Origin of the sequence: Streptomyces sp. S186 (assembly GCF_051603415.1) — a bacterium.
Taxonomy (GTDB): domain Bacteria; phylum Actinomycetota; class Actinomycetes; order Streptomycetales; family Streptomycetaceae; genus Streptomyces.
The window spans coordinates 4,323,802-4,349,833 of sequence record NZ_CP193932.1 but is presented as its reverse complement, the minus strand read 5'-3'; the positions used below and the strand labels follow the sequence as shown (position 1 = coordinate 4,349,833).

Annotated in this window: 26 protein-coding genes and 1 riboswitch; of the genes, 14 read left to right on the top strand and 12 right to left on the bottom strand. The window is 73.4% G+C overall.

Annotated features, from left to right (window positions below; genetic code table 11):
• Nucleotides 1-38 precede the first annotated feature (38 nt).
• Nucleotides 39-449: a hypothetical protein gene (locus ACRAS8_RS18670; RefSeq protein ID WP_438487184.1), complete on the top strand. Its 411-nt coding sequence runs from the start codon at nt 39-41 to the stop codon at nt 447-449.
• A 93-nt stretch (nt 450-542) separates the two neighbouring features.
• Here ACRAS8_RS18670 and ACRAS8_RS18665 read toward each other — a convergent pair whose 3' ends face one another.
• A complete protein-coding gene (locus ACRAS8_RS18665) occupies nt 543-923 on the bottom strand; it encodes a hypothetical protein (RefSeq protein ID WP_438487183.1) in 381 nt (126 codons plus the stop codon).
• A 144-nt stretch (nt 924-1,067) separates the two neighbouring features.
• Complete coding sequence (locus ACRAS8_RS18660; RefSeq protein ID WP_438487182.1) at nt 1,068-1,640, bottom strand: transglycosylase family protein; 573 nt, start codon at nt 1,638-1,640, stop codon at nt 1,068-1,070.
• 302 nt (nt 1,641-1,942) lie between these two features.
• Here ACRAS8_RS18660 and ACRAS8_RS18655 point away from each other — a divergent pair, with 302 nt between their 5' ends.
• Entirely contained in the window at nt 1,943-2,200 is a 258-nt protein-coding gene (locus tag ACRAS8_RS18655) for a DUF5708 family protein (protein WP_438487181.1), read from the top strand.
• A 540-nt stretch (nt 2,201-2,740) separates the two neighbouring features.
• Here ACRAS8_RS18655 and ACRAS8_RS18650 read toward each other — a convergent pair.
• The 3 genes from ACRAS8_RS18650 to ACRAS8_RS18640 all read right to left on the bottom strand — a co-directional run bounded on the left by ACRAS8_RS18650 (nt 2,741) and on the right by ACRAS8_RS18640 (nt 4,288).
• Entirely contained in the window at nt 2,741-3,247 is a 507-nt protein-coding gene (locus tag ACRAS8_RS18650; RefSeq protein WP_438487180.1) for a DUF6344 domain-containing protein, read from the bottom strand.
• A 347-nt stretch (nt 3,248-3,594) separates the two neighbouring features.
• On the bottom strand, nt 3,595-4,032 hold the full coding sequence (locus tag ACRAS8_RS18645; RefSeq protein ID WP_438487179.1) for a DUF5994 family protein: 438 nt from the start codon (nt 4,030-4,032) through the stop codon (nt 3,595-3,597).
• A 31-nt stretch (nt 4,033-4,063) separates the two neighbouring features.
• Complete coding sequence (locus ACRAS8_RS18640) at nt 4,064-4,288, bottom strand: hypothetical protein (protein ID WP_438487178.1); 225 nt, start codon at nt 4,286-4,288, stop codon at nt 4,064-4,066.
• A 264-nt stretch (nt 4,289-4,552) separates the two neighbouring features.
• Here ACRAS8_RS18640 and ACRAS8_RS18635 point away from each other — a divergent pair, with 264 nt between their 5' ends.
• Nucleotides 4,553-5,008 carry a tellurite resistance TerB family protein gene (locus tag ACRAS8_RS18635; RefSeq protein WP_438487177.1) on the top strand — a complete coding sequence of 152 codons (456 nt, stop codon included), beginning with the start codon at nt 4,553-4,555 and terminating at the stop codon, nt 5,006-5,008.
• Between the two features lie 50 nt (nt 5,009-5,058).
• Here the strand turns inward: ACRAS8_RS18635 and ACRAS8_RS18630 are convergent, their stop codons facing one another.
• Entirely contained in the window at nt 5,059-5,634 is a 576-nt protein-coding gene (locus tag ACRAS8_RS18630; RefSeq protein ID WP_438487176.1) for a TerD family protein, read from the bottom strand.
• 219 nt (nt 5,635-5,853) lie between these two features.
• On the opposite strand from ACRAS8_RS18630, the gene ACRAS8_RS18625 reads away from it, so the two are divergent.
• The 4 genes from ACRAS8_RS18625 (at nt 5,854) to ACRAS8_RS18610 (ending at nt 9,302) form a co-directional block, all read left to right on the top strand.
• On the top strand, nt 5,854-6,327 hold the full coding sequence (locus ACRAS8_RS18625) for a BlaI/MecI/CopY family transcriptional regulator (RefSeq protein ID WP_438487175.1): 474 nt from the start codon (nt 5,854-5,856) through the stop codon (nt 6,325-6,327).
• A 3-nt stretch (nt 6,328-6,330) separates the two neighbouring features.
• On the top strand, nt 6,331-7,296 hold the full coding sequence (locus tag ACRAS8_RS18620; protein WP_438487174.1) for a M56 family metallopeptidase: 966 nt from the start codon (nt 6,331-6,333) through the stop codon (nt 7,294-7,296).
• A 146-nt stretch (nt 7,297-7,442) separates the two neighbouring features.
• Nucleotides 7,443-7,691: a hypothetical protein gene (locus tag ACRAS8_RS18615; RefSeq protein WP_438487172.1), complete on the top strand. Its 249-nt coding sequence runs from the start codon at nt 7,443-7,445 to the stop codon at nt 7,689-7,691.
• 276 nt (nt 7,692-7,967) lie between these two features.
• Nucleotides 7,968-9,302, top strand: a complete 1,335-nt coding sequence (locus ACRAS8_RS18610; RefSeq protein WP_438490526.1) for an LCP family protein — start codon at nt 7,968-7,970, stop codon at nt 9,300-9,302.
• 57 nt (nt 9,303-9,359) lie between these two features.
• Here ACRAS8_RS18610 and ACRAS8_RS18605 read toward each other — a convergent pair whose 3' ends face one another.
• Nucleotides 9,360-9,635: a DUF1876 domain-containing protein gene (locus tag ACRAS8_RS18605; protein WP_438490525.1), complete on the bottom strand. Its 276-nt coding sequence runs from the start codon at nt 9,633-9,635 to the stop codon at nt 9,360-9,362.
• 263 nt (nt 9,636-9,898) lie between these two features.
• Between ACRAS8_RS18605 and ACRAS8_RS18600 the strand changes: the two genes are divergently transcribed.
• Together ACRAS8_RS18600 and ACRAS8_RS18595 are read left to right on the top strand one after the other, a co-directional pair.
• A complete protein-coding gene (locus ACRAS8_RS18600) occupies nt 9,899-10,636 on the top strand; it encodes a DUF4097 family beta strand repeat-containing protein (RefSeq protein ID WP_438487170.1) in 738 nt (245 codons plus the stop codon).
• Between the two features lie 132 nt (nt 10,637-10,768).
• On the top strand, nt 10,769-12,040 hold the full coding sequence (locus tag ACRAS8_RS18595; RefSeq protein WP_438487169.1) for an MFS transporter: 1,272 nt from the start codon (nt 10,769-10,771) through the stop codon (nt 12,038-12,040).
• A gap of 82 nt (nt 12,041-12,122) precedes the next feature.
• Here ACRAS8_RS18595 and cobN read toward each other — a convergent pair whose 3' ends face one another.
• Nucleotides 12,123-15,725: a cobaltochelatase subunit CobN gene (cobN, locus tag ACRAS8_RS18590; protein ID WP_438490524.1), complete on the bottom strand. Its 3,603-nt coding sequence runs from the start codon at nt 15,723-15,725 to the stop codon at nt 12,123-12,125.
• A 34-nt stretch (nt 15,726-15,759) separates the two neighbouring features.
• Nucleotides 15,760-15,909, bottom strand: a riboswitch (cobalamin riboswitch).
• Between the two features lie 85 nt (nt 15,910-15,994).
• Between cobN and cobG the strand changes: the two genes are divergently transcribed.
• Genes cobG through ACRAS8_RS18575 form a run of 3 tightly spaced genes read left to right on the top strand, consistent with a single transcriptional unit; the run spans nt 15,995 to nt 19,697 of the window.
• A complete protein-coding gene (gene cobG, locus ACRAS8_RS18585) occupies nt 15,995-17,500 on the top strand; it encodes a precorrin-3B synthase (RefSeq protein WP_438487168.1) in 1,506 nt (501 codons plus the stop codon).
• Nucleotides 17,497-18,129: a precorrin-8X methylmutase gene (locus ACRAS8_RS18580; protein ID WP_438487167.1), complete on the top strand. Its 633-nt coding sequence runs from the start codon at nt 17,497-17,499 to the stop codon at nt 18,127-18,129. Before cobG ends, ACRAS8_RS18580 begins: the two co-directional genes overlap by 4 nt.
• Nucleotides 18,126-19,697: a precorrin-2 C(20)-methyltransferase gene (locus tag ACRAS8_RS18575; protein WP_438487166.1), complete on the top strand. Its 1,572-nt coding sequence runs from the start codon at nt 18,126-18,128 to the stop codon at nt 19,695-19,697. Before ACRAS8_RS18580 ends, ACRAS8_RS18575 begins: the two co-directional genes overlap by 4 nt.
• A 14-nt stretch (nt 19,698-19,711) precedes the next feature.
• Here the strand turns inward: ACRAS8_RS18575 and ACRAS8_RS18570 are convergent, their stop codons facing one another.
• Nucleotides 19,712-20,482 (bottom strand): cobalt-precorrin-6A reductase, encoded by a 771-nt coding sequence (locus ACRAS8_RS18570; RefSeq protein ID WP_438487165.1) that lies wholly within the window; start codon nt 20,480-20,482, stop codon nt 19,712-19,714.
• Between the two features lie 17 nt (nt 20,483-20,499).
• On the opposite strand from ACRAS8_RS18570, the gene ACRAS8_RS18565 reads away from it, so the two are divergent.
• Complete coding sequence (locus ACRAS8_RS18565) at nt 20,500-21,663, top strand: cobalt-precorrin-5B (C(1))-methyltransferase (protein WP_438487164.1); 1,164 nt, start codon at nt 20,500-20,502, stop codon at nt 21,661-21,663.
• Between the two features lie 347 nt (nt 21,664-22,010).
• On the opposite strand, the gene ACRAS8_RS18560 is transcribed toward ACRAS8_RS18565, so the two are convergent.
• From ACRAS8_RS18560 to cbiE, 3 genes are all read right to left on the bottom strand, one after another.
• Nucleotides 22,011-22,391 (bottom strand): hypothetical protein, encoded by a 381-nt coding sequence (locus ACRAS8_RS18560; protein ID WP_438487163.1) that lies wholly within the window; start codon nt 22,389-22,391, stop codon nt 22,011-22,013.
• 143 nt (nt 22,392-22,534) lie between these two features.
• Nucleotides 22,535-23,302: a precorrin-4 C(11)-methyltransferase gene (cobM, locus tag ACRAS8_RS18555; RefSeq protein ID WP_438487162.1), complete on the bottom strand. Its 768-nt coding sequence runs from the start codon at nt 23,300-23,302 to the stop codon at nt 22,535-22,537.
• Complete coding sequence (gene cbiE / locus ACRAS8_RS18550) at nt 23,299-24,612, bottom strand: precorrin-6y C5,15-methyltransferase (decarboxylating) subunit CbiE (RefSeq protein WP_438487161.1); 1,314 nt, start codon at nt 24,610-24,612, stop codon at nt 23,299-23,301. The genes cobM and cbiE overlap by 4 nt, the downstream gene beginning before the upstream one ends.
• 371 nt (nt 24,613-24,983) lie before the next feature.
• Here cbiE and ACRAS8_RS18545 point away from each other — a divergent pair, with 371 nt between their 5' ends.
• Nucleotides 24,984-26,000, top strand: coding sequence for a cation diffusion facilitator family transporter (locus ACRAS8_RS18545; RefSeq protein WP_438487160.1), 1,017 nt, complete (start codon nt 24,984-24,986; stop codon nt 25,998-26,000).
• The last annotated feature ends 32 nt before the right edge of the window (nt 26,001-26,032 follow it).

Genomic DNA, 26,032 nt, shown 5'->3' with positions numbered 1-26,032 from the left:
ACGTCTGCGACCAGCAGGCCGATCACGCAAGGAGCGTCGTGAAAAGACTAGTGCAGGCGGGAACCATCGCCGGGGCGGCATGCGGTCTGGTGCTGTTCAGCACCGGATTCACACAGGCACAGACCCCTCCGGACAATTCCCTGCTCGGCGCGGCGGTGGGTGCCGACCTGGGCACCATCACCGGCATGATTTCCGGCGTGATGTGCAACAACCGCCTCGCCGACTTCAACTACCGTTCACCGCAGGTGAAATCGCCGCACCCGTGCGTCAACGGGCCGGTCCGCAGCGGAAACAGCAAGAACAGCAATAACTTCCTCAACCGCGGCAACCCGGTGAACAGCGGAAACATCGAGACGGCCGCCGGTTCCACCAACAGCCTCAACTCCGCCACCGGTTCGGAGAGCGGCAGCCGGAACGACATTTCGAAGGTCCTCAAGGTCCTGCCCTGAGCCGGGCGTCCGGAACTCGTCCGGACCGACACAAAATGCCTCAGGCCCCGGAATTCCGGGGCCTGAGGCATGTGCCGGCACTGGGCCGTCAGCTCACAGGTGCACGCTGGCGCCGCCGTCGTCGTCGACCCGCAGCTCCTGCTTGTTGGAGCTGCCCGACGTCGAACCACTGCCGGTGGAACCGGAGTTGTTTGATCCGCTGTTGCTCGTCGGGGTTCCGCTGGAGCTGGGATTCCCGTTGATCCCCACGTTCTGGGCGTTCTTGATATTGCCGCTGTTGACGGGGCCGTTGATGCAGTAGCGCGCCCGGCCCTCGCACTCGAACGTGGCGATGAATTTGTTGAAGGTGTCTCCGTTCGCATTGAACGGACCGTCCCCCCAAGCCGAGGCCATGGCCGGCGACGCGCCGTTACCGACCAGGAGCAGGCCGAAAAGGCCCGCAATCGCCATCTTCTTGGGACTCAATCTCTTCACAGTGTGGTCCTGCCCCTCGCGGTTGGTAAACCCGCAGTCTTGCTACCGGCAGTCCTCACATCGACCAAGCCTGAGGGGCGGCCGGTCTTCCGCGTTCACTCTGACCGACCACCCGGATTCACCGTGACGGACCCTTCGCCTTCCTCAGTCGTCCACACGCAGAATCTGCCCGGGAAAAATATGGTCGGGCCCCTGGGGAAGGCGGCCCTTGTTGAGGGTGTAAAGGGCGTCCGCACCACCGGGGGTGTGCTGCCGGCGCGCGATGGCGGCGAGATGGTCGCCGAGGCGGACGACATAGGTGCCGGCTTCCGCCGTGAGTGCGGGGGACGTGGGGCGGGCGCGGGGCGCACGGTCTCCGGACGAGCCGGCCATGCGGCCGCAGTTGGGCCAGGGCGACAGGCCGCGGTCCTGGACGATCCGCTCGCCGATGGCGATCTGCTCGTCACGGGTGGCGAGGTCGGCGCGCGGCGCGTAGCGCTCGCCACCGTAGGCGCGCCAGGTGGCCGGCGAGATCTGCAGTCCGCCGTGGTAACCGTTGCCGGTGTTGATGTGCCAGTCGCCGCTGCTCTCACAGGCGGCGATCTGGTCCCAGTCGGTGCCCGACGGTGGTGAGGGGTCGGCGGCCGCGGGGCCCGCGGCCGCCATCACGAGGGAGAGCAGTCCCAGCAGCGCGGACGGAATCGGTCCGGCGGTGCGTCCGGCGAGCGACGACGGCATGGCACTTCCTCCTGCATGCTCCAGCGGCGTCGCGACGTCGAGTGCGCCACGACTGAGGGGCAGGCACCAGGTAACCCGTAGCCGTGGCACACGGCAGGTCCGGGTGAGCCATGCGAATGGTTTTTCACCCGCGCGGATCCCCGACGGGAGGAATGCGCGGATGTTGCGACGTCAATTTTGGCTGGTTGACGGGTGTTTCCCGCTTCGGGGCATGGGACGGGGCGCGGCGTACACAGAAGTACATAGAAAGTGACAGGCGGCGCCCGGCCAATGCCTACCTGCGGACGATCCCTCCGTCCGAAGTGAACGAGAGGCTGGTGTGCGTCGGCCGGCACCGCATCGGCGACCTCGGCTGCTTCCACGACAAGGGGTGGGAATTCATGAAGGGCATCGCCGTCGGCATTCTGCTGGCGATCGTGGGCGTCATCCTGTGGCTCACCACCAGGGAAGTGGAGACGCCGGTCGTCTCCCTGCACAAGATCGGGCTGGTCCTGGCGATCGTCGGCGGCGCGGAGGCGCTCTTCGCCGTACTGGGCCTGGGGAAGAAGACCACGAAATAGCGGCACGGGCCCCTCGCCGCTCGCCCCCGCATGCCAAAGCGCCGCCCGGTCGGACGGCTGCGGGCCGGCAGAACGCGACAACGTCGCGCTGCGACTGCCTGTACGCCACACGGCGGCGGGCTCGCGCGGCCCGGCGTGCGGCGGTGTGTGACCCGTCCCGACGGCAGGGCCGCCGATCCGTCGAACGCGAACGACCCTCTTCCGTGCGCTGTTTCACGTGAAACCAGCGGATGCCCGCGGTGCGCTGCGGTTCCTGCGGTGGCTTCTCGTGCCCGGCGGTGGGGTCTCGTCCTGCTCGACGTCGGACGCGACGTCACATCAAAGTCTGTGGGTACTGCTCCGGATCCTGCTGTGCTGCGAACCTGGCTCCGGCCTCAGGCCGGCCCGTCGCTCGCGTGCTTGGCGCCATCGTGCTTGGCGTCATGGTGCTCGTCGGTGTGGTGCGTGCTGCCGGCGTGCCTGTTGTCGTCGTGCGGCCGGTGTGCGGCAGCGGACCGGGTGGTGTGTCGTGCGGTCGGCGCGTGGGTGCGCGGAGGCGGCTCAGGCGGCACGGGCGGTGGTGCGCTCGCGGCGGCGGGCCGCCGGAATGGTCGGCTGGACCGGGGCGGTGCCGAAGTACGCCTCGGCGCCGGAGGCGACGCCGGCGAGCGACTGGCCGCGGTTGCCGCGGTTGATGCGGGCGGTGGGGGAGGCGCCGTGTGCCTCGGCCCGGATGCGCTGCTTGATGGTCGGCGGCAGGGTCGGCAGCGGGACGCTGCGGCGGACGGAGCCTTCCTGGCCGTACCGGGGAGCGGTGCGCGCGGCGGGTACGAAGGGCTTGGCCGTCCTCGCGGCGGGTGGCAGTGGCCCTGGATCGTGTTCGGGTTCGGCACCGCTCGCCGCGTCGGGGCCGTCGCTGCCCGGGGCGGTGCCGCCCAGGGTCCGCTCGTAGAGCGCGGCCTCCCGGCGGGCCGCGGAGGCGGCGGCGGAGACGCCCAGTGACGCCAGCAGCTTGCCGAGTACGGCCAGGCAGGCCGCCCAGAACTGCATGACCTTGTTCGCAGCCATGATTCCTCGCTTTCGGTCGGGACCCCTCAGCGGGATCCACACGTCCCTTCTGTTGCGTTTTCTTATGATGAGTACGCAATGGGAGGAATCACGGACCGACGCCGCTGGAACGGCGTTCTTCTGATGAACACCACTCGTGCGCAGTAACGGGATGCGGAAAGGCGCAGGCCGCAGCGGGATCGGGGCGGCCGGGACGGCCGGGGCCGCGCGGTTGCGGGGGCGTCGGAGCGGGGTCTGCGGATGCGCACACCGGGTCGCCGAGGTATGACGGTCGTCGGGAGGCGGGGGCGGGCCGGGTTGCCTTCCCGCGCGCGCAGCGCGCCCTCAGGCCGGTGTCGGACCTGTCGTCAGGCCGGTGTCGGTGTTCCGGTCCGGGCCGTCTCTGCCATCGTCCGGACCGCGTCGGGTTCGGGGGTCCCGGGCGGGAGGATCAGCAGGTCCCAGCGGCCGACGCCGGCGGAGACCAGGCAGAGGGTGTCCGGGCCGGGGCGGTTGGTGGTGCGGCGCAGCCGGACGACATGACCGGCGACGAGGATGTGGCCGGGCAGCGCGGGCCAGCCGGAGCCGTTCACCGTGGCATGGGTGATCCGCGGCCAGTCGAAGGGCAACGCGGCGAGGAGTTCGGGGAGTTCGGCGACGAGGTCGGTGGAGTGCGGCCACCACACCCCGTCGAGCCTCCGCGTCACCTCGCTGTGCGGGGCGATGGCCAGGCGCGCGACCGGTGGCGGTGCGGGGTGTGGTGTGGGGCGGGGGTGCGGGGAGCGGCCCTCGGGGGCGGTGGTCATACGGCGCTCCTGACGCGACGGGCGGCGGGGGTCACCGGTGGTCGTCCGGCTCCCGGGAGGGTGGCGGGCCTGTCGTGTGCGGCCCCGGGGCGACGCCGTGCGGGTGCCTGTGCAGCCGCCGCTGGAACGTCTCCTTCAGGTGCGTGTAGCGGTGCGGGGCGGGGCGCCCGACGGTCTGGTCGTTGACCCGGATGAGGAACAGCACGCCCAGCACGATCAGGGCCAGCAGCACGAGCACGGACAAGAAGGTCTGCATGGCGCTCACCCGCATACTCCCGGGCCGTCCCTGGCCGGGTTTCCCGGGCTTCGTCGGAAACACTTCGCTTTGCGGTGGTTTTTCCACCGTACTCCGGGCACAGGCGCCATATCGCACCAAAGCTGGCCACAGCGGCAGGGGGTGACCTTCGCACGTCTTCTACAGGGTTGTAGATTTTACTTACGCATGACCAAACGCATGCCTGAAGCATGCCCAGGGCCCGCCCTCCGCATGCTCGCCGCACGACCAGCCCAGGAGATTCACATGGCGCTGTGGGACCGGATCAAGGACTCCGCGCAGACGATGCAGAACCAGCTCGTCGCCAGGAAGAACGACCTCAAGAGCGGCGCCTTCCGCGACGCGAGCATGGCGATGTGCGCGCTGGTGGCCGCCGCGGACGGCGTCGTCGACCCGTCGGAGCGGCGGCGGGTGGCGCAGCTGATCGCCACCAACGAGGTGCTCCAGAACTTCCCGGCGGACGACCTCCGACTCCGTTTCGAGGGCTGCCTGGACAAGCTCGCCGCCGACTTCGACTTCGGGAAGGTCGCGCTGATGCAGGAGATCGGGAAGGTGAAGAAGAAGCCGGTGGAGGCGCGGGCGGTGGTGCAGATCGGCATCGTCATCGGCGGCGCGGACGGCGACTTCGACCCGACCGAGCGCGCCGTGGTGCGTGAGGTGTGCTTCGCACTTGGGATCTCCCCGGCCGAGTTCGACCTCTGAACACACGGCCGCGGGCGGGGGTTTCACGTGAAACCCCCGCCCGCGCCGCGTCAGACGTTGACGCCGAAGTCCGCCGCGATGCCCGCCAGCCCCGAGGCGTAACCCTGGCCCACGGCGCGGAACTTCCACTCGCCGTTGTGGCGGTAGAGCTCGCCGAAGACCATCGCGGTCTCGGTCGAGGCGTCCTCGGTCAGGTCGTAGCGGGCGAGTTCGGCGCCGCCCTCCTGGTTGACGACGCGGATGTAGGCGTTGCGCACCTGGCCGAAGTTCTGGCCGCGGCTGTGCGCCTCGTGGATGGAGACCGGGAAGACGATCTTCGTGATCTCCGCGGGGACGCCGTTCAGCGCGATGTTGATGGTCTCGTCGTCGCCCTCGCCCTCGCCGGTCAGGTTGTCGCCGGTGTGCTGCACCGAACCGTCGGGGCTGGTGAGGTTGTTGTAGAAGACGAAGTGCTGGTCCGAGGCGACCTTGCCGGCGTCGGTGCACAGCAGTGCGCTGGCGTCGAGGTCGTAGTCGGCGCCGGTGGTCGTCCGTACGTCCCAGCCGAGCCCGACCGATACCGCGGTCAGGCCGGGTGCCTCCTTCGTCAGCGAGACGTTGCCGCCTTTGGCCAGCGAGACTCCCATGGCTTCCCTCCAGATGAATGGCCGGGCCGGTTGCCGTTGCCGGTCCCCGGCGGTGAACTAGGACCTGGCGGAAAAACTACAGGAGTGTAGAAGTAAGTCGGCAGAGCGCGACGCCGGCGGGCGCATTCCGTGCAGCGGCCCCGGGGGGCGGCGTCCGGCGCCGTAAAATGCCTCGGCGTCCCGGCCCGCGGGGCGCCCGCTGCGACGGGAGGCGACGACATGGGCGGAACACCCTTCGGCACGGCCCTCGGCGGCGACGGGCGGGACCGGGCCCGGCGCGGCCAGGGCCAGTTGGAGGCACAGGTGCTGGCCGCGCTGCACCACGCACCCGGCCCGGCCACCGCGGCCTGGGTGCAGGAGCGGCTCGGCGGCGACCTCGCCTACACCACCGTGATGACGATCCTGTCCCGTCTGCACGCCAAGGGGGCGGTCACCCGCGAGCGCGCCGGGCGGGCCTACGCCTGGACACCGGCGGCCGACGAGGCCGGGCTCGCCGCGCTGCGGATGCGCCGCGTCCTGGACGGCGAACCGGACCGGGACGCCGTGCTGACCAGCTTCGTCTCGGCCCTCTCGGCCCATGACGAGGAGGTGCTGCGCGGCCTCCTGGCCCGCGCCGAGGACCACGGCAGAGCCCCGGACGCCGGCCCCGGGGCGGGCCGCGCGGACACCTCGGACGAAGCACGCGGAGGGTGACCGGTGGGCGTCTTCGTCTTCCTGCCGCTCGTCCTGCCGCTGACCGCGCTGCCGATCGCCCGGCTCGCGGAGCAGCACCTCCATCCCCGGGTCACCACCCGGCTGCTGACCCTGCTGGCCGTGGTCCTCGGCGTGTGCAGCACGCTCTGCCTGGGGCTGCTGGTCGTCGTCGGGACCGCCCAACTGCCCGGAAATCCGCTGCCGGACGGCTGGTCGGACCCGGAGGTGCGGGCCGCGGTGCCGTACGCCGAGGTGGCCGGGGTCGCGGCGATCTTCGCGCTGTCCGCCGCGCTCGCGGTGTGCGGTGTCGCGCTGCGCCGGGACCACCGGATCCGGGAGCGGGCGCACCGCGCGCTGGCCGTACTGCCGGCCGGCGCCGACCCGGTGGTGCTGCCGGACGACGAACCGTACGCCTACGCGGTGCCGGGCACCGGTGGGTGGCCGGGGCGGCCGGCCCGGCCCGGGCGGATCGCGGTGTCCCGGGGGATGCTGCACAGCCTCGACGACGACGAGCGGCGCGCCCTGTTCGCCCATGAGCGGGCGCATCTGCAGGGCGGTCACCACCGCTACCTGCTGGCCGTGCGGCTGGCCGGCTGCGTCAACCCGCTGCTGCTGCCGCTGCGTTCCGCGGTCGCCTTCAGCGCCGAGCGCTGGGCGGACGAGGAGGCGGCGGGGGCGGTCGGCGACCGGCGGCTGACCGCCCGCGCGGTGGGGAAGGCCGCGCTGATCTCGCGGCCGGCGCCGTACCCGGTGGTGGCGCAGTTCGCGTCGCCCGAACCGGGGCCGGTGCCGCGGCGGGTGGCGGCGCTGCTCGGGCCGGTGCCGTCGGCGCGCACCTGGCCGCCGGCGCTGACCCCGGCGGGGCTGGCCGCGCTGGTCGCGGCGGCGGGCACCGCGGCCTCCGCGCTCTCCTCGCTGAACGCGGCGGTCGCTCTGTTCCTCGTTCTGAAGGCGGCGACGCCGTGGTGAGGGCACACTGATCCCGGACTCTCCAGCGCGCCACGCGACGGATATCTTTTTGTGACCCGGAGCACAGCGACGAACTTCTACAGCGTTGTAGAAGTTATCGGTAGGGTTGCGTCCGACATGCGCAACGGGCGCTGCCGGAGGGGGAGATGGCGACGAGGTGCGGACCCCTGACCTGGGACAGCCCGCCTCCTGAGGCGGAGGTGCGATGGGTCTACCAACCGGTCGAGGTCCAATATCCCGACGGCGCCTGGGCATTGGGCCGGATCAGTGCCTGGTGGACGGACGACGAGGGCGGACAGTGGTGTCTGCTGCGCACCCTGCCCGGCGACGGCCGCCCGCGGTGGCTCCGCTACGACCCGGAGTCCGTACGGCTGCTGCCCACCGAGGGCATCTGACCCGTCGCGGCGGCCCGCCGCTCCGCGGTCCCCGGCCGGCACCGCCGCCCGCCGGCGCCGTGCGCTCCCCCATACCCCCACCTCTCTCACCGCAGCAAGACCGACTCCAGAAGGACCAGAAGGGCCATCGGCGTGCATGACAGGACGACGCACAGGCAGGCGGCCCGACGGGGCGACCGGAGCGGCCGGGCTCCGGTGGCGGACGGCGAGCGTGCCGCGGGCGGCCGGGCCGAGCGGCGGCGGGCCGACGGTTCCGGCAAGGCCGGGAAGGCCCGGATGACGCGGCGCGGCCGGATCGTGGCCTGGACCGGCGGCGTGGTCGGCGTGCTCCTGCTGGGCACGGCCGGGACCGGCGTGTGGGTGTACCAGCACCTGAACGGCAACATCCACGGCGCGGACGTGGGCAGCCTGCTCGGCGGCGACCGGCCGGTGAACCTCAGCCCCGGCTCCAAGAACATCCTGGTGGTCGGCTCCGACAGCCGGGCGGGCACCGGCGGGAAGTACGGCAGCGGCCTGACCACCATGCAGTCGGACACGCTGATGGTGCTGCACGTCTCCGCCGACCACAAGTGGGCCACCGCGGTGTCCTTCCCGCGCGACTCCTGGGTACGGATCCCGTCCTGCGACAAGGGCGACGGCGGAACGTCGTCCCCGCACCACTTCAAGATCAACGAGGCGTTCTCCATCGGCGGGCTCAGCGGCGACGTCCGCAAGGCGGCCGCGTGCAGCATCAAGACCATCGAGAAGAACACCGGGCTGCGCATCGACCACTTCGTCTCGGTCGACTTCCAGGGCTTCAAGGGCATGGTCAACGCGCTGGGCGGCATCGAGGTCTGCCCCAAGCACGCCATCCACGACAAGAAGGCCCACCTCGACATGGACGCCGGCTGCCAGAACGTCACCGACGAGAAGGCGCTCGGCTACGTCCGCACCCGCTACAGCGTCGGCGACGGCTCCGACCTCGGCCGGATCGGCCGCCAGCAGGAGTTCATGAAGGCGCTCGCGGCCAAGGCCCAGTCCAAGCTGACCAGCCCGACCGACCTCTACAACTTCCTGGACTCGGCCACCAAGTCCCTCACCACCGACCAGGACCTGGCCGGGATCAAGCCGCTGTACGACCTCGCCTCCACGGTCAAGGACATCCCCTCGGACCGCCTCACCTTCCTCACCGTCCCGACCTATCCGCGCGAGGCCGACGTCCCCACCGACAAGGCCAACGTGATCTGGCAGTACCCGCAGGCGAGCGAGCTGTTCGGCGCTCTCGCCCACGACCGGGAGGTCGGCGCCGCGGAGAAGAAGAAGTTCGCGGAGGCGGAGAAGAACCCGGTGACCGCGCACTCGGTCCGAGTGCGGGTACTCAACGGCGCCGGCACTCCCGGCCTCGCCGCGGAAGGCGCCCAGAAACTGCGCGGGCTCGGCTTCACGGTCCTCTCCACCGCCAACGGCTCGTCCACGGACAAGACCACCATCAGCTACCCGCCCGGTCTGAAGGCCCAGGCCGAGGTGCTCGCCGCGCGGCTGCCCGGCACCAAGGCGGAGGAGTCGGCGCAGGCGGCACCGGGCGCGGTGACGCTCACGCTCGGGCCGGACTTCTCGTCGAAGGACGGCTGACGCGGGTGCGCCCGGGCGGGCCGGTGCCGTCCGCCCGGGTGCCGCGCCGCCGGCCCGTCAGGCGTGCAGCCGCTCGACGGGGCGGGCGGTGTGCACCTCGATGTCGTGCGCGGCGCGGCTGAGCAGCTGATGACTGAGGTCCGCCAGCGCCCGCGCCACCGACAACTCGTCCCCGATGGCGGGGACGTTCTCGTCCGCCGGATTGCACCGGGCGGTTCCCGCACCGACGATCTGCCCGCCCTCCTTGCCCCGCAGCCGGGCCTCGGCCCGCACCTCGCTGCCGGACTCGACGATGCTGATCTCGGCGTTCCACACCTTCGCGTTGCCACGCATACCCGTGCCGCTCACCGGAAGCCTCCTCCTGCCGCAGCGGAACACTCCCCCTTCTCAGCGTGGCACCGGCGCCCGGGGGCCGCACCCGGAGGCAGGCCCCCGCCGGGATGCGGGGGTTAGCCCCATGGCCGGGCGGGCCGCGGGCTGCCTAAGGTCGGGCGGTGGGCCCGGAGCGGGCGGCCGGCGGGCCGTGGCACGGGCCCGGCCAGGGGCGACGGGCATCCGCCCGGAGCCGTGAACGGACCGGATTCCGGGGGGATTTCATGCACAGGCACGTCCGCTTCACCGGGGTGGTGGCGCTGGCCGCGGCCGGGGTACTGGCGCTCGGCGCGTGCGGGCTGGTGGTCGGCGAGAGCTTCTCCGACGACGCCACGGTGTCGCAGAGGATCACGTCGGTGCGGGTGGACACGTCCAACGGCGGCGTGACGGTGCACGGCGGCAAGGGCGGCAGCACGGTCGGCGTGCACCGCAAGGTCACCTACCGGGGCGACCGGCCGCAGGGGCCGACGCACCGCGTCGAGGGCGGGACCCTGGTCCTCGGCGGCTGCGGCGACGGCTGCTCGGTGACGTACACGGTGGACGTGCCCGGCACGGTTCCGGTGACCGGCGAGACCTCCAACGGTGCGCTGAGCCTGTCCAAGGTCGCCTCGGCGAAGGTGACCACCAGCAACGGCGCGATCGACCTGGACGGGGTGTCCGGCGCGGTGGACGTCCACAGCACCGACGGCGCGATCACCGGGCGGGGCCTGGCGGGCGACGGCATCAAGGCCGAGACCTCCAACGGCGAGATCGAGCTCACCGCGACCAGGGCGCAGGACGTCCGCGCGAAGTCGTCCAACGGAGCGGTCACGGTCACCGTGCCGGACGCCCGCTACCAGGTCTCCGCCCAGACCGACAACGGCGGCAAAAAGATCGGGGTCCGCAACGATCCGGCCGGCCGCTACCGGCTCGAACTGTCCACCAGCAACGGGGCGATCCACGTGGCGACGGCCGGCGGCTGAGCCCGCCCGGGGCACGGACCCGACAGCGCACTGTCGGGGGGGGAACCACCACGTCGGAAAGCCGCCGGACCGCGGGGGCGGCGGCTGCTGGACTGAGGGCACCGCAACGGGTCGCCTCTCAGGACGGACGGCATGACGACCATCGACAGCACCGCGCCCACCCCCGCCGGATCCCGGCCGCGCTCGACGGCCCGCCGGGGCTCCGGGCCCGCGACGCCCCCGGCCCCGGCGGGCCGTTCGCCCCTCAAGGGCCGGCTCGCCGTGCTCGCCGTGACCCTGGGCATCTTCACCATCGTCACCAGCGAGATCCTGCCGATCGGTCTGCTGACGCGGATCGGGGACGACTTCGGGGTCTCCGACGGCACCGCGGGGCTGATGATGACGCTCCCCGGCCTCCTCGCCGCGTGCGCCGCACCGACGGTGATCCCGGCCACCGCGCGGATCGACCGGCGGCTGATGCTCTGCGCGTTCATCGCCCTGCTGGCGCTGGCGAACCTCCTGGCCGCGGTCGCGCCGGCCTACTGGCTGGTGCTGCTGTCGCGGGTCCTGGTCGGCGTGGTGATCGGGGGGTTCTGGTCGATCGGGGCCGGGCTCGCCGCGCGGCTGGTGCCGGCGGAGTCGGCCGGCCGGGCCACCGCGGTGGTCTTCTCCGCGGTGCCGCTGGGCTCGGTGGTCGGGGTCCCCGCCGGGACCTTCCTCGGCGATCTGGCCGGCTGGCGCCTCGCCTGCGCCGCGGTCGGCGCGCTGGCGGTGGCGGTGCTGGTACTGACCGCGCTGGTGCTGCCGCCGCTGCCGGCGGTCCGCGCCACCGGCCCGGCGGCGCTGCGCGAGGTACTGCGCGGGGTGCACACGCGGTTCGCGTTGCTGATGACGTTCCTGATCGTGCTGGCGCACTTCGGCGCGTACACCTATGTGACGCCGTTCCTGGAGCGGACCGCCCATGTCGCGTCGGCGGGGACGGTGACGGTGTTCCTGCTGGTCTACGGCGTCGCGGGGGTGGTGGGGAACTTCGCCGGCGGTGCCGTGGTGGGGCGGCGTCCGCGCACGGTCTTCGGGCTCGCGGCCGGGCTGCTGGCGCTCGCCACGCTGCTGCTGCCGGTCCTGGGCCGTGGCCCGGTCGGCGCGCTGGCGCTGCTGGTGGTCTGGGGCGTCGCGTACGGGGCGGTGCCGGTGACCTCGCAGACCTGGTTCGCCAAGGCGGCGCCCGGTGCGCCCGAGGCGACGTCGGTGCTCTTCACCGCGTCGTTCCAGGCGACGTTCTCGCTCGGCGCGCTGGCCGGCGGGCTGGTGGTGGACCGGACCTCCCCCGCGGCGGTGATGACGCTGGGCGGGGCGACCGCGGTCCTGGTGGTCCTGGCCGCGTGGCTGCACTTCGCCAAACGGCTTGAGTGGCCGCGGAGTTGAGTGGACGGGACCCGAAGCGGGAGGGGAGAGCGGGGCGGTGTTTCACGTGAAACACCGCTCCGCCGCGCTCTCTTCGCGCCTCTCAGTCCTCGCCCTCCAGCTCGCCCTCGGTCTCCAGGAACGCCTCCCGCAGCGCCGCGAGCGTCTCGGCGTCCGGCTTCTCCCACATACCGCGGGACTCCGCCTCCAGGAGGCGTTCGGCGATGCCGTGCAGCGCCCAGGGGTTGGCCTCCTGGAGGAACGCGCGGTTCTCCGGGTCGAGGGCATAGGTCTGGGCGAGCTTGTCGTACATCCAGTCGGCGACGACACCGGTCGTGGCGTCGTAGCCGAACAAGTAGTCCACGGTCGCGGCGAGTTCGAAGGCACCCTTGTAACCGTGGCGGCGCATCGCCTCGATCCAGCGGGGGTTGACCACACGGGCCCGGAAGACCCGGGACGTCTCCTCCACCAGCGTCCTGGTGCGAACGGTCTCGGGGCGGGTCGAGTCGCCGATGTACGCCTCCGGGGCCTTGCCCTTGAGCGCCTTGACGGTGGCGACCATGCCGCCGTGGTACTGGAAGTAGTCGTCGGAGTCGGCGATGTCGTGTTCGCGGGTGTCGGTGTTCTTGGCGGCCACCGCGATGCGCTTGTAGGCGGTCTCCATCTCCTCGCGGGCCGGGCGGCCCTCCAGCCCGCGCCCGTAGGCGTAGCCGCCCCAGACGGTGTAGACCTCGGCGAGGTCGGCGTCGGTGCGCCAGTCGCGGGAGTCGATGAGCTGGAGCAGACCCGCGCCGTACGTACCGGGGCGGGAGCCGAAGATCCGGGTGGTGGCGCGGCGTTCGTCGCCGTGCGCGGCGAGGTCCGCCTGGGCGTGGGCCCGGACGAAGTTGCTCTCGGCCAGCTCGTCGAGACCGGCGGCGAGCCGGACCGCGTCGTCGAGCAGCCCGATGACGTGCGGGAACGCGTCGCGGAAGAAGCCGCTGATGCGGAGGGTGACATCGATGCGGGGGCGGCCCAGCTCGTCGAGCGGGATGGCCTCCAGGCCGGTCACCCGGCGCGAGGCGTCGTCCCACACGGGGCGGACGCCCAGCAGCGCCAGCGCCTCCGCGACGTCGTCGCCGGAGGTGCGCATCGCGCTGGTGCCCCACAGGGACAGGCCCACCGACTCCGGCCAGTCGCCGTTGTCGTCGCGGTAGCGGCCGAGCAGCGAGTCGGCGAGCGCCTGCCCGGTCTCCCAGGCGAGCCGCGACGGGACGGCCTTGGGGTCGACGGAGTAGAAGTTGCGGCCGGTCGGCAGGACGTTGACCAGGCCGCGCAGCGGCGAGCCGGACGGGCCGGCCGGGACGAAGCCGCCGTTCAGGGCGTGCAGGGCGTGGTCCAGTTCGTCGGTGGTGGCGGCCAGCCGCGGGACGACCTCCCGGGCGGCGAAGTCGAGGATGTCGGCGACCGCCGCCGGGTGGCCCTCGGCGACCCGGGCCGCGGCGGCGGGGTCCCAGTCCGCGTCCTCCATGGCCTGGACGAGGCCGCGGGCGACGGCCTCGGCGTCGTCGGCGGCGGTGCGGGTGGCGGCGGACTCGTCCAGGCCGAGCGCCTCCCGGAGTCCGGGCAGTGCGGCGGTGCCGCCCCAGATCTGCCGGGCGCGCAGGATGGCCAGGACGAGGTTGACCCGGGCCTCGCCGGCCGGGGCGGCGCCCAGCACGTGCAGGCCGTCGCGGATCTGCGCGTCCTTGACCTCGCAGAGCCAGCCGTCGACGTGCAGCAGGAAGTCGTCGAAGCCGTCGTCGTCGGGGCGCTCCTCCAGGCCCAGGTCGTGGTCGAGCTTGGCGGCCTGGATGAGGGTCCAGATCTGCGCGCGGATGGCGGGCAGCTTGGCCGGGTCCATCGAGGAGATCGCGGCGTACTCGTCGAGCAGCTGCTCCAGGCGCGCGATGTCGCCGTAGGAGTCGGCGCGGGCCATCGGCGGGACGAGGTGGTCGACGAGGGTGGCGTGCACCCGGCGCTTGGCCTGGGTGCCCTCGCCCGGGTCGTTGACCAGGAACGGGTAGACGAGCGGGAGGTCGCCGAGCGCCGCGTCCGGGCCGCAGGCGGCGGAGAGCCCGGCGTTCTTGCCGGGCAGCCACTCCAGGTTGCCGTGCTTGCCGAGGTGGACCATGGCGTCGGCGCCGAACCCGCCGTCGGCGGCGGGCGCGGCGATCCAGCGGTAGGCCGCCAAGTAGTGGTGGGACGGCGGCAGATCGGGGTCGTGGTAGATCGCGATCGGGTTCTCGCCGAAGCCCCGCGGCGGCTGGATGAGGATCAGCAGATTGCCGCGGCGCAGGGCGGCCAGCACGATGTCGCCCTCGGGGTTCCGGCTGCGGTCGACGAACATCTCGCCGGGCGGCGGGCCCCAGTGCTCCTCGACGGACTCCCGCAGCTCCTGCGGCAGCGTGGCGTACCAGCGGCGGTAGTCGGCGGCGGGGATGCGGACCGGGTTGCGGGCCAGCTGTTCCTCGGTCAGCCACTCCTGGTCGTGGCCGCCGGCCTCGATGAGGGCGTAGATCAGCTCGTCGCCGTCGCCGGACGCGAGGCCGGGCACCGGTTCGTCGCCGAAGTCGTAGCCCTCGGCCGCCAGGCGGCGCAGCAGCTCGACGGCGCTGGCCGGGGTGTCCAGGCCGACCGCGTTGCCGATCCGGGAGTGCTTGGTGGGGTAGGCGGAGAGCACCAGCGCCAGCCGCTTCTCAGTAGCCGGGATGTGGCGCAGCCGGGCGTGCCGGACGGCGATCCCGGCGACCCGGGCGGCTCGCTCGGCGTCGGCGACGTAGACCGGGAGGCCGTCCTCGTCGATCTCCTTGAAGGAGAACGGCACGGTGATCAGCCGCCCGTCGAACTCCGGCACGGCGATCTGCGAGGCGGCGTCGAGCGGGGAGAGGCCCTCGTCGTTCTCCTCCCAGGCGGCGCGCGACCCGGTCAGGCAGAGCGCCTGGAGGATCGGCACGTCCAGGGCGGCCAGTGCGCCCGCGTCCCAGGACTCGTCGTCGCCGCCCGCGGACGCCTCGGCGGGCCTGGTGCCGCCCGCGGCGAGCACGGTGGTGACGAGGGCGTCGGCCGCGCGCAGCTCCTCGATCAGCTCCGGCTCGGGGGCCCGCAGCGAGGCGACGTACAGCGGCAGCGGACGGCCGCCGGCGCGCTCGATCTGGTCGCACAGGTCGTGGACGAAGCGGGTGTTGCCGCTCATGTGGTGGGCGCGGTAGTAGAGCACCGCCACCGTCGGGCCGGCCGCCTCCGTCGCGGCGCGCTCCAGCGGGCCCCAGGACGGCGCGGCCGCGGGCGGCTCGAAGCCGTGGCCGGTGAGCAGGACGGTGTCGCTGAGGAAGCGGGCCAGCTGGGAGAGGTTGGCCGGGCCGCCGTGCGCGAGGTAGGCGTGTGCCTCGGCGGCGATGCCGACGGGGACCGTGGACGCCTCCATGAGCTGGGCGTCGGGGGCCTGTTCGCCGGTGAGCACGACGACCGGGCGGTGCTGGTCCGCGGCCAGCAGCACGTCCAGGCCGTCCTCCCAGGCGCGGAGGCCGCCGAGGAGGCGGACGACGACGAGGTCGGCGCCCTCCAGCAGGCCGGGGAGTTCGGCGAGGTCGAGGCGGGCGGGGTTGGCGAGCCGGTACGGCACGGGGCCGGTGGCCGCGCGTGCGCTGAGCAGGTCGGTGTCGGAGGTCGACAGCAGCAGAATCACGGCGCAGCCCTTCCTCGGGGTGTCCACGCCCCGGGTGGTCGTATGGACGGCGGGAGTTCCTGGCTCACCCGGCGGTGGCCGGGTTCACAGTGGCGGGACCGCGCCGGATTCTCACCGGGCTTCCTCCCTTGGCGCCGTCGCTGGCGTCCGGCGGGTCAGCCGACCCGCCGACCTGCATAGTAAGGGCTGCCGCCGGACCGCGGGAGCGGGCCTACGCGGCCGTCTCACCCGATCCCCTCGACCCGGTTCCGGGCGCCACCGACGTAGGTATGCTCGCCGCCATGCCGCCCACCCCCGCACCCCGCCCCGACCGGCCCGGACCGCCGGTACGGGACCGCGGTGACGCCTGCCCGGGAGCGCTGCGGCTGCACTCCGCCGCCGACGGCCGGCTGGCCCGAGTGCGGGTGCCCGCCGGGGACTTGACGGTGCGCCAGGCCAGCGCGCTGGCGGACGCCGCGGACCGCCTCGGCGACGGCCGTCTCTCGCTCACCTCCCGCGGCAACGTCGAACTCCGCGGCCTGCCCGACGACTGCGGGCAGGCGCTCGCCGGTCTGCTCGCCGACGCCGGGCTGCTGCCGTCCGTCCGCCATGAGCGGATCCGCAACGTGCTGGCCTCACCGCTGGCCGGACTGGACCGGCACACCCCCTCCGACGTGCGGTTGTGGGCCCGGAGCCTGGACGCACTGCTGTGCGCGAGCGAGCCGGCGACGGCGCTCTCGGGCCGTTTCCTGTTCGTCCTGGACGACGGACGGGGCGATGTGGCGGACCTGGGCGGCGATGTGACCTTGCTCGCAGAATCCGGCCGGCGGGCCCCGGCGGACACCGCGTATCCGCCGGACACCGCGTCCGGGTACGGGGCGCTGCTGCGGGTCGGCGACGAGCGGGCGGTGCTGCGGATCGCGGCGGACGACGTCCCGCGGGCGGCGCTGACGGCCGCGGAGGTCTTCCTGGCCGCCGCCGCGGAGCGCGGCGACGGCGCCTGGCGGGTCCGCGAACTGCCCGCAGCGCGGCCGCTGACCGCCCGGGAGGTGCAGCGCGCGCTGCGGACCGCGGGCATCGCCGCGGAGTACGCGGACGCCGCCGGCCCGCGGCCGGCCGTGCCGTACGCCGATGCCACCGCCCCCGGTGCGGTCGACGGACCCGACGGCCGCCGCGCCGTCGTGGTCCTCGCGCCGCTCGGCCGTCTGTCGGTGGCCCAATGGCGGTTGCTGGCCGGGATCGCCGACGACGACGGTTGCGGCACGCTGCGCCTCACGCCCTGGCGCGGCATCGTCGTCCCCGGCCTGCCCGCCGCCCTGGCCGCCCGGCGGCTGACCGACCTCGCCGCCGCCGGACTGGTCACCGACCCCGACTCCCCCTGGCGCCGGGTCACCGCCTGCACGGGCCTGCCCGGCTGCGCCAAGTCCCGCAGGGACGTGCGGAGCGAGGCGGCGGCCGCGCTCTCCGTGGGCCGGCCCGTCCCGGCGGACGGCTCCGCAGTGCCCGCCAGGCTGCCCGTCCACTGGTCGGGCTGCGAACGGCGCTGCGGCCATCCGCACGGCGCCTGGGTCGATGCGCTGGCGACGCCCGAGGGCTACCGCACCACCGCGGTGGGCCCCAACTCCCCGCCGCCACCGACGGTTTCACGTGAAACATCTCAACTGGCCGCCGTTTCACGTGAAACGGCCTCACCGGCGCCGGTTTCACGTGAAACATTGCCCCCGCCCGGTGCTCCGCCGTCTGCCCCCTCTGCTTCTCCTTCCACCCCTCAACCCACCAACCCGAGGCCCCAGTGACCGCGTTCGACTACGAAAAGGACGGGGCGGCGATCTACCGCCAGTCCTTCGCCACCATCCGCGCCGAGGCGGACCTCTCGGGCCTGCCCGCCGACGTCAGCCGGGTCGCGGTCCGTATGATCCACGCCTGCGGCATGGTCGACCTCGTCCGCGACCTCGCCTTCACCCCGGGGGTGGTGGCCAGTGCCCGCGCCGCGCTGCGCGCCGGTGCGCCGATCCTGTGCGACGCCACCATGGTGGCCAGCGGAGTGACCCGGAAGCGGCTGCCCGCCGACAACGAGGTGCTGTGCACCCTCGGCGACCCGTCCGTCCCGGAGCTGGCCGCGCGGCTGGGCACCACCCGCAGCGCCGCCGCCCTCGAACTGTGGCGGGATCGCATGGAGGGCGCCGTGGTCGCCTTCGGCAACGCCCCCACCGCGCTCTTCCGGTTCCTGGAAATGATCGAGGAAGGCGCGCCGCGCCCTGCCGCGGTCCTCGGTATCCCCGTCGGTTTCATAGGCGCGGCCGAGTCCAAGGACGCGCTGATCGACCACCCGGCGAAGCTGGACCACATCGTGGTGCGCGGGCGGCGCGGCGGCAGTGCCATGGCCGCGGCCGCGATCAACGCCCTGGCGAGCGAGGAAGAGTGAGCGTGAGCGAGCAGCAGGCCAGCAGCGGTGCGGCGGACCAGCCGGCCGCGCCCTCCCCTGAGCGTTCCACCGGCCGCCTCTACGGCGTCGGCCTGGGCCCCGGCGACCCGTCCCTGATGACCGTGCGGGCGGTGGAGATCATCGCCGGGGCCGATGTGGTGGCGTACCACAGCGCCCGGCACGGACGCTCCATCGCGCGGTCCATCGCCGCCGGGCACATCCGCCCGGACCACATCGAGGAAGCCCTCGTCTACCCGGTCACCACCGAGTCGACCGACCACCCCGGCGGCTACCGCGGGGCTCTCGACGAGTTCTACGAGGCGGCGGCGGCGCGGCTAGCCGCCCATCTCGACGCCGGCCGCACCGTCGCGGTGATCTCCGAGGGCGATCCGTTCTTCTACGGCTCCTACCAGCACATGCACAAGCGGCTGGCGCACCGCTACCCGACCGAGGTCGTGCCCGGCGTCACCTCCGTCAGCGCCGCCGCGGCCCGCCTGGGCACCCCGCTCACCGAGGCCGACGAGGTGCTGACGGTCCTCCCCGGCACCCTGCCCGAGGAGGAGCTGACGGCGCGTCTGAGCGCCGCCGACTCCGCGGTCGTGATGAAGCTGGGTCGCACCTTCCCCAGCGTCCGCCGGGCCCTGGAGCGCTCCGGCCGGATGGCGGAGGCCCGCTATGTCGAGCGCGCCACCATGGCCGGGGAGCGCACCGGCGCGCTGGCCGACGTCGACGCCGACACCGTTCCGTACTTCTCCGTCGCGGTCGTGCCGAGCCGCATCGCCTCCTCCGCCGGGGAGCCGGAGCCGGCCGCCGACGAGCGCGGTGAGGTGGTCGTGGTCGGCACCGGGCCGGCCGGTCCGCGCTGGCTCACCCCGGAGTCCCGCGGCGCCCTGGCCGCCGCCGACGACCTCGTCGGCTATACCACGTACCTGGACCGCGTCCCGGTGCGCCCGGGCCAGCGCCGGCACCCCTCGGACAACAAGGTCGAGTCCGAACGCGCCGAGTTCGCCCTGGAGTTGGCGCGCCGCGGCCGCCGGGTCGCCGTGGTCTCCGGCGGTGACCCCGGCATCTTCGCCATGGCCACCGCGGTCCTCGAAGTGGCGTCGGAGGAGCCCTACCGGGCCGTGCCGGTACGCGTCCTGCCGGGCGTCACGGCCGCCAACGCCGCCGCCGCGCGGGCCGGTGCGCCGCTGGGCCACGACTATGCGGTGATCTCGCTCTCCGACCGGCTCAAGCCCTGGGAGGTGATCGCCGAGCGGCTGCGCGCGGCGGCCTCCGCCGACCTGGCGCTGGCGCTCTACAACCCCGGTTCCCGCAGCCGCACCTGGCAGGTCGGCAAGGCCCGGGACGTCCTCCTGGAGCACCGCGCACCGGACACCCCGGTCATGCTCGCCCGCGACATCGGCGGCCCCGAGGAGTCGCTGCGCACCGTCCCGCTCATCGACCTCGATCCCGCCCAGGTCGACATGCGCACGATCCTGCTCGTCGGCTCGTCGCTGACCCGGCGGGTGCGGCGCGACGACGGCACGGAGACGGTCTGGACACCGCGGAGGTACCCGGAACGCTGACCGCTCGCGCGGCGTCAGCCGAGGAGCGCCCGCACCCAGTCCACGGCCGCGCCCGGCTCGTCGGCCACCGGGACGCCCTCGGGGACCGGCGGCCGCTGGACGACCACCACCGGCACCCCGGCCTCCCGCGCGGCGGCCAGCTTGGGGGCGGTCGCCGCGGCGCCGCTGTCCTTGGTCACCAGGACGTCGATGCGGTGGCGGCGCAGCAGTTCCCGTTCGCCGTCGAGGGTGAACGGGCCGCGGTCCAGGACGGTGGTCATCCGGGGCGGGTGCGGGGGCTCGGGGGCGTCCACCGAGCGGACCAGGAACCACAGGTCCGTGAGGTGGGCGAAGTGGGCCAGGCCCATCCGGCCGGTGGTGAGGAAGACCCGGCTGCCGAGGGCGGGCAGGGCCGCGGCGGCCGCGTCGAGCGAGGGGACCGGGTGCCAGACGTCACCGGGTCGTGCGACCCAGCCGGGCCGGCGGAGGGCCAGCAGGGGAACATGGGCGGTGGCGGCGGCCTGGGCCGCGTGGAAACTGATCGTCCCGGCGAAAGGATGGGTGGCGTCGATGAGCGCGTCCACCGCGTGCTCGCGCAGCCAGCGGGCGAGGCCCCCGGGGCCGCCGAACCCGCCGATGCGCACCTCCCCCGCGGGCAGCCGCGGCGCCGCCACCCGGCCGGCCAGCGAGGACGTCACCCGCACCCCGGGCTCCTCGGCCAGGGCCGCGGCCAGCCGGCGGGCCTCCGTGGTGCCGCCGAGGACCAGTACATGGCGGACGGGGTCGTGGACGGGTGACGACGGCATGAGCGGCGGGTTCCTCCGTGGGTGAAGCGCAACCGAAGGGTACGGGAGGGCGGAGCGCCCAGCTCGCGCACACCGGGCTGCGGCACGGGTGGACGACCGGCGCCTGTGCCACGGCGGCCGGCACCGCCGCGTACACGGCGCTGCTGCGCGGGGAGTTCCCGGACCCGGTGACGATCACGCTGCCGAAGGGGCAGACGCCGTCCTTCGCGCTCGCGGTGGAGGAACTGACCACTGCCGGCGCGGGACCGGCCACCGCCATGGCCGGGGTGGTGAAGGACGCCGGCGACGATCCCGACGTGACACACGGGGCGCTGGTCCGGGCCACGGTACGGGCGCTGCCGACCGGGAGCGGAGTGGTGTTCAGGGCGGGGCCCGGCGTGGGCACGGTCACCCGCCCCGGACTGCCGCTGGACGTCGGCGAGCCGGCCATCAACCCCGTCCCGCGGCAGATGATCCGGGAGCATCTGACGCGCGTCGCGCAGGCACACGGGGGCGACGGGGCGACCGCGGACGTCGAGGTCGAGATCTCGGTCGATCACGGCGAGGAGATCGCGCGCAGCACCTGGAATCCGCGCCTCGGCATCCTGGGCGGACTGTCGATCCTGGGGACGACCGGGATCGTGGTGCCGTACTCCTGCTCGGCGTGGATCGACTCGATCCGGCGCGGGGTGGACGTGGCGCGCGCCGCCGGCCGGCGACATGTCGCGGGATGCACGGGCTCGACGTCGGAGAAGGTCGTCGTCGCGCTGCACCACCTGCCCGAGGACGCACTGCTGGACATGGGGGACTTCGCGGGGGCGGTCCTCAAGTACATCCGCCGCCATCCCGTCGACCGGCTGACGATCTGCGGCGGTTTCGCCAAGCTGTCCAAACTGGCGGCCGGACACCTGGACCTGCACTCGGCACGGTCCCAGGTGGACAAGGGCTTCCTGGCCGAGCTGGCCCGGCAGGGCGGCGCCGGCGAGGCGCTGGCACAGGCGGTGGCCGAGGCGAACACCGGCCTCGCCGCGCTCCAGTTGTGCGCGGCGGCCGGCGTTCCGCTCGGCGACCTGGTGGCGGTCACGGCCCGGGATGCCTCGCTGGCCGTGCTCCGAGGAGCTCCGGTCGCGGTCGACGTCATCTGCATCGACCGGGCGGGACTGGTGGTGGGGCGGGCAGAGCCACGGGGGCCGGCGGGCTAGGGCGCTTCTGACGGATCTCCGTGGAGGAAGGAGCGGCGCCTGGTGCGTGCTCTCGCAAGGCGCCGGAAGGTCTTCATAGCGGAGCTACGGGGACATTTCAGCAACGCCGCGAGAGTGCGTGCCAGGCGCCGCGACGCCGCGGAGATCCGTCAGAAGCGCCCTAGGGCCTGTGTCTGTGGTCTGTGGCCTGTCGTCGGGCTCCCGCCTGGCGTTCGGCGCTCTGCACGCCCTTCCGACGGACGACGGGAGTGTGACGACAGGCCCTGGCGCGACCGGCGTCGGATGTTTCACGTGAAACGCGCCCCGCCGAACAGCCGGGATCCGACGCCCTGCCGTGCCACCCGTCGTCACATCCGCGGCAGATACTCGCCGCGGCTCATCCCCTCCTCGCGCCCCATCTCGTCCTGCCGGCCCATGTCGTCCGCGCGCCCCATCTCCTCCGAGCTGTCCGCACGCTGGTAGGACCTCCGGTGATCGGAAAGGCCCTCGCGCTCCATCGCCTCGCGACGTGCCTCCCTGCGAGCGCGCTCCATCCGCTCGCGCAGGCAGCTGTCGTCCCCGCCGGTCAGCGCGCCCAGCGCGCTGCCCAGGGCACAGGCGGCCATCTTGATGGGGCTGTCCTTCGAGCGGCGCGGGTTGTCCCTGCCGCTGGCGTTGGCGACCGTGCTGCCGGTGAGGGTCAGCACGGTCGCGGCGACCACCGCGGTGGCGGCCATTCTGGTACGCATCCTGGCGTGCTCCTTTGCGTCGGCCCCCCATGTGTGTCGCAGCTTCCTTACCGGCCTCCGAGGTCGGAAAAACGGACTTTCACCCCGATGCGGTCATACAATTCAGCCGGACAGGCCCGGTGCACGCCGACCTTGACGGCCCCTCAGGCAGCGCCGTCGCAGGGCGCGTGCGGCCGCTCGCGCTCCGGCGAGTAGAGGTGGCTGTCGCGGAACTGCTCGGCACCCAGCGTGCGGCCGACCATGATCACCGCGGTCCGCACCACGCCCGCGGCCTTCACCTGGCCGGCGATGTCGCCGAGCGTGCCGCGCAGGACGAGTTCATCGGGGCGGGAGGCCATCGCCACGACCGCGGCCGGGCAGTCGGCGCCGTAGTGGGGCAGCAGTTCGTCCACGATCCGGTCCACGTACATCGCGGCGAGGTGCAGCACCAGCAGCGCGCCGCTGCGGCCCAGGGTGGCCAGGTCCTCGCCCTCGGGCATCGGCGTGGCGCGCTGCGCGACACGGGTGAGGACGACGGTCTGGCCGACGGTGGGCACCGTCAGTTCGCGCTTGAGGGCGGCCGCCGCCGCGGCGAACGCGGGCACGCCGGGCACGACCTCGTACGGCACCCCCGCCGCGTCCAGACGGCGCATCTGCTCGGCCACCGCGCTGAAGACGGACGGGTCGCCGGAGTGCAGCCGGGCGACGTCCTGGCCCTCCTCGTGGGCCCGGACCAGCTCCGCCGTGATCGCGTCGAGGTCCAGCTGCGCGGTGTCGACCAGCCGGGCCCCCGGCGGGCACTCGGCGAGCAGTTCCCGCGGCACCAGGCTGCCCGCGTAGAGGCAGACCCCGCAGGCGGCGAGGGTGCGGGCGCCGCGCAGGGTGATCAGGTCGGCGGCGCCGGGGCCCGCGCCGATGAAGTAGACGGTCATGGCTGTCGGTCTCCTGGGAGGGGTTGCGAGGGGTCCTGGGAGCGGGCCGGCGCGGCGGCCTCCTGCGGGCCGGGGCGTGCGGGCTTCACCGCCGACCACTGGGTGACGGGCATGGCCTGCCGCCAGCCCGTGAAGCCGCCGACCGGCACCGCGTGGGCGACCGCGAGCCGCACCAACTCGCCGCCGTGGCACCGGTACCACTCGGTCAGCAGCGCCTCCGACTCCAGCGTCACGGTGTTCGCGACGAGCCGGCCGCCCGGGGGCAGCGCGTCCCAGCAGGCGTCCAGCAGCCCGGGGGCGGTCAGGCCGCCGCCGATGAACACCGCGTCCGGCGTGGGCAGTCCGGCCAGTGCGGCGGGCGCGGCACCGTGCACCACGCGCAGCGCCGGCACGCCGAGCGCCCGCGCGTTGCGGCCGATCCGGGCCGCCCGCACGGCGTCCCGTTCGACGCTGACCGCCCGGCAACTGCGGTGCGCGCGCAGCCATTCGACGGCGATGGAGCCGGAGCCGCCGCCGATGTCCCAGAGGAGTTCGCCGGGCCCGGGAGCCAGCGCGGCCAGCGTGGCGGCCCGGACATGACGCTTGGTCAGCTGACCGTCGTGTTCGTAGGCGTCGTCGGGGAGGCCGGGCACGAGCGGCAGCCGGGGTGCGTCCGGCGCCCGCACGCAGTCCAGCGCGATCACGTTGAGCGGGTCGCCGGCCGGCACGTCCCAGCCCGCCGCGGTGCCCTCGGCGATCCGCTCGCGTACGCCGCCGAGTTGTTCCAGTACCCGCATCCGGCTCGGCCCGAAGCCGCGGTCCCGCAACAGCCCCGCCACCTCGGCGGGCGTCCCGGCGCCGGCCGACAGCACCAGCACCCGCCCCCCGTCGTACAGCGCCCGCACCAGGTTCTCCGCGGGCCGCCCGACCAGAGTGACGACCTCGGTGTCCTCCACGGCCCAGCCCAGCCGGGCGCAGGCGTACGCCACGGAGGACGGATGCGGCACCACCCGCAGCGGCTGCCGCACCGCGGCGTCCGCCGCCATCACCTCGGTCAGCGTCCGCCCGATCCCGTAGAACATCGGGTCCCCGCTGGCCAGCACACAGACCCGCCGCCCGGCGTGCGCGGCGAGGAGCCCGGGCACGGCCGGCCGCAGCGGCGAGGGCCACGGCACCCGTTCGCCCACGCACTCCGCGGGCAGCAGCGCCAGCTGCCGTGCCCCGCCGATCAGCACCTCGGCCGCGCCCAGCTCCCGCCGCGCGGCCGGCGACAGACCGTCCCAGCCGTCGGCTCCGATACCTACGACGGAGAGCGGAAGCGGGGCAGTCACGGCGGGCACCTCGGGGCGCGAAGGGGAAGAAACGGAGGTCGGGAGCGTCCGGGGGACGGGTGCCGAACTCTACTGACCGGCCGTGCGGCCCCGGCTCCCGGGGAGGGCCGCGCACCCCGGCACGTCCCGGTGCACCCCGCCCCGTTCCTCTTTCACGTGAAACCCGTCGTTTCACGTGAAACGACGGGTGGGCGCCCGGCCGGCCGCGCCGGCCCGGTCCGCACGCGCTTTCCACCCGCACCGCTCTGACCAGGCACGATAGCCCGTTGGACGGTAATGACAACGGTCACCGGTGCAGCCTTTGGATCTTTTGCCGAAGTGCGGTTTGCTTCGCTGCGAGGAGCAAGGTGGAGCCGGAAAGGAGCGCGCCCATGACCGAGCACGCCCACAGTGGGCACAGCCATGCGCACAACCACACCCATGCCGTGTCCCCGGACGCCGACCGGCGCTGGCTGCGGGCCGCGCTCATCCTGCTCACCGCCTACATGGCGGTCGAGGTCGTCATCGGTGTCCTGGCCCAGTCGCTGGCGCTGATCTCGGACGCCGCCCATATGCTCACCGACGCGGTCTCGATCGTGCTGGCCCTGGTCGCGATGCGGCTGGCCGCGAAGCCCGCGCGGGGCGGCTACACCTACGGCCTCAAGCGCGCCGAGATCCTCTCCGCACAGGCCAACGGCATCACGCTGCTCGTGCTCTCCGTCTGGCTGGCCTATGAGGCGGTGCAGCGGCTGATCTCCCCGCCCGCGGTCACCGGCGGGCTGGTGGTGATCACCGCGCTGTCCGGTGTCGTGATCAATCTGATCTGCACCTGGTTCCTGTCGAAGGCGAACCGCTCCAGCCTGAACATCGAGGGCGCCTACCAGCACATCCTCACCGATCTGTTCGGCTTCATCGCCACCGCGATCTCCGGTCTCGTCGTGCTGACCACGGGCTTCGAACGGGCCGACGCGATCGCCTCGCTCGTCGTCGTCGCGCTGATGCTGAAGGCAGGTACGGGGCTGGTGCGGGAATCGGGGCGGATCTTCATGGAGGCCGCCCCGGCCGGGATCGACCCGGACGCGCTGGGCGACCACCTCGTCGCCGCCGACCAGGTCGTCGAGGTGCACGACCTGCACATCTGGCAGATCACCTCGGGGCAGCCCGCGCTGTCCGCGCACATCCTGGTCGCGCCGGGCGGCGACTGCCACAAGGTCCGCCGCAACCTCCAGAAGCTGCTGCGCGGCGAGTACGGCATCACCCATGCCACCCTCCAGGTCGACCACCTCGGCGAACAGGACGAGGACGAGTTGCTGACGCTGGGCCCCGGCCCCGGTCCCGAGCAGCCCTCCGGCGGCCACTGCGACGACTCCCACGGCCCCGTGCACCGTCCGGGCCCGCACCGCCACTGACCGCCCACCGCCGGGCCGCCGGTCACCCATTG

What these genes read in the sequence shown, in the direction of transcription:
- ACRAS8_RS18635 (WP_438487177.1), top strand. Translation starts at nt 4,553, where the DNA reads ATGGCGCTGTGGGACCGGATCAAGGACTCCGCGCAGACGATGCAGAAC.
- ACRAS8_RS18600 (WP_438487170.1), top strand. Translation starts at nt 9,899, where the DNA reads ATGCACAGGCACGTCCGCTTCACCGGGGTGGTGGCGCTGGCCGCGGCC.
- ACRAS8_RS18595 (WP_438487169.1), top strand. Translation starts at nt 10,769, where the DNA reads ATGACGACCATCGACAGCACCGCGCCCACCCCCGCCGGATCCCGGCCG.
- ACRAS8_RS18545 (WP_438487160.1), top strand. Translation starts at nt 24,984, where the DNA reads ATGACCGAGCACGCCCACAGTGGGCACAGCCATGCGCACAACCACACC.
- cobG (WP_438487168.1), top strand. Translation starts at nt 15,995, where the DNA reads ATGCTCGCCGCCATGCCGCCCACCCCCGCACCCCGCCCCGACCGGCCC.
- ACRAS8_RS18610 (WP_438490526.1), top strand. Translation starts at nt 7,968, where the DNA reads ATGACGCGGCGCGGCCGGATCGTGGCCTGGACCGGCGGCGTGGTCGGC.
- ACRAS8_RS18640 (WP_438487178.1), bottom strand. Translation starts at nt 4,288, where the DNA reads ATGCAGACCTTCTTGTCCGTGCTCGTGCTGCTGGCCCTGATCGTGCTG.
- ACRAS8_RS18630 (WP_438487176.1), bottom strand. Translation starts at nt 5,634, where the DNA reads ATGGGAGTCTCGCTGGCCAAAGGCGGCAACGTCTCGCTGACGAAGGAG.
- ACRAS8_RS18615 (WP_438487172.1), top strand. Translation starts at nt 7,443, where the DNA reads ATGGCGACGAGGTGCGGACCCCTGACCTGGGACAGCCCGCCTCCTGAG.
- ACRAS8_RS18650 (WP_438487180.1), bottom strand. Translation starts at nt 3,247, where the DNA reads ATGGCTGCGAACAAGGTCATGCAGTTCTGGGCGGCCTGCCTGGCCGTA.
- cobM (WP_438487162.1), bottom strand. Translation starts at nt 23,302, where the DNA reads ATGACCGTCTACTTCATCGGCGCGGGCCCCGGCGCCGCCGACCTGATC.
- ACRAS8_RS18570 (WP_438487165.1), bottom strand. Translation starts at nt 20,482, where the DNA reads ATGCCGTCGTCACCCGTCCACGACCCCGTCCGCCATGTACTGGTCCTC.
- ACRAS8_RS18605 (WP_438490525.1), bottom strand. Translation starts at nt 9,635, where the DNA reads ATGCGTGGCAACGCGAAGGTGTGGAACGCCGAGATCAGCATCGTCGAG.
- ACRAS8_RS18625 (WP_438487175.1), top strand. Translation starts at nt 5,854, where the DNA reads ATGGGCGGAACACCCTTCGGCACGGCCCTCGGCGGCGACGGGCGGGAC.
- ACRAS8_RS18660 (WP_438487182.1), bottom strand. Translation starts at nt 1,640, where the DNA reads ATGCCGTCGTCGCTCGCCGGACGCACCGCCGGACCGATTCCGTCCGCG.
- ACRAS8_RS18645 (WP_438487179.1), bottom strand. Translation starts at nt 4,032, where the DNA reads ATGACCACCGCCCCCGAGGGCCGCTCCCCGCACCCCCGCCCCACACCA.
- ACRAS8_RS18560 (WP_438487163.1), bottom strand. Translation starts at nt 22,391, where the DNA reads ATGCGTACCAGAATGGCCGCCACCGCGGTGGTCGCCGCGACCGTGCTG.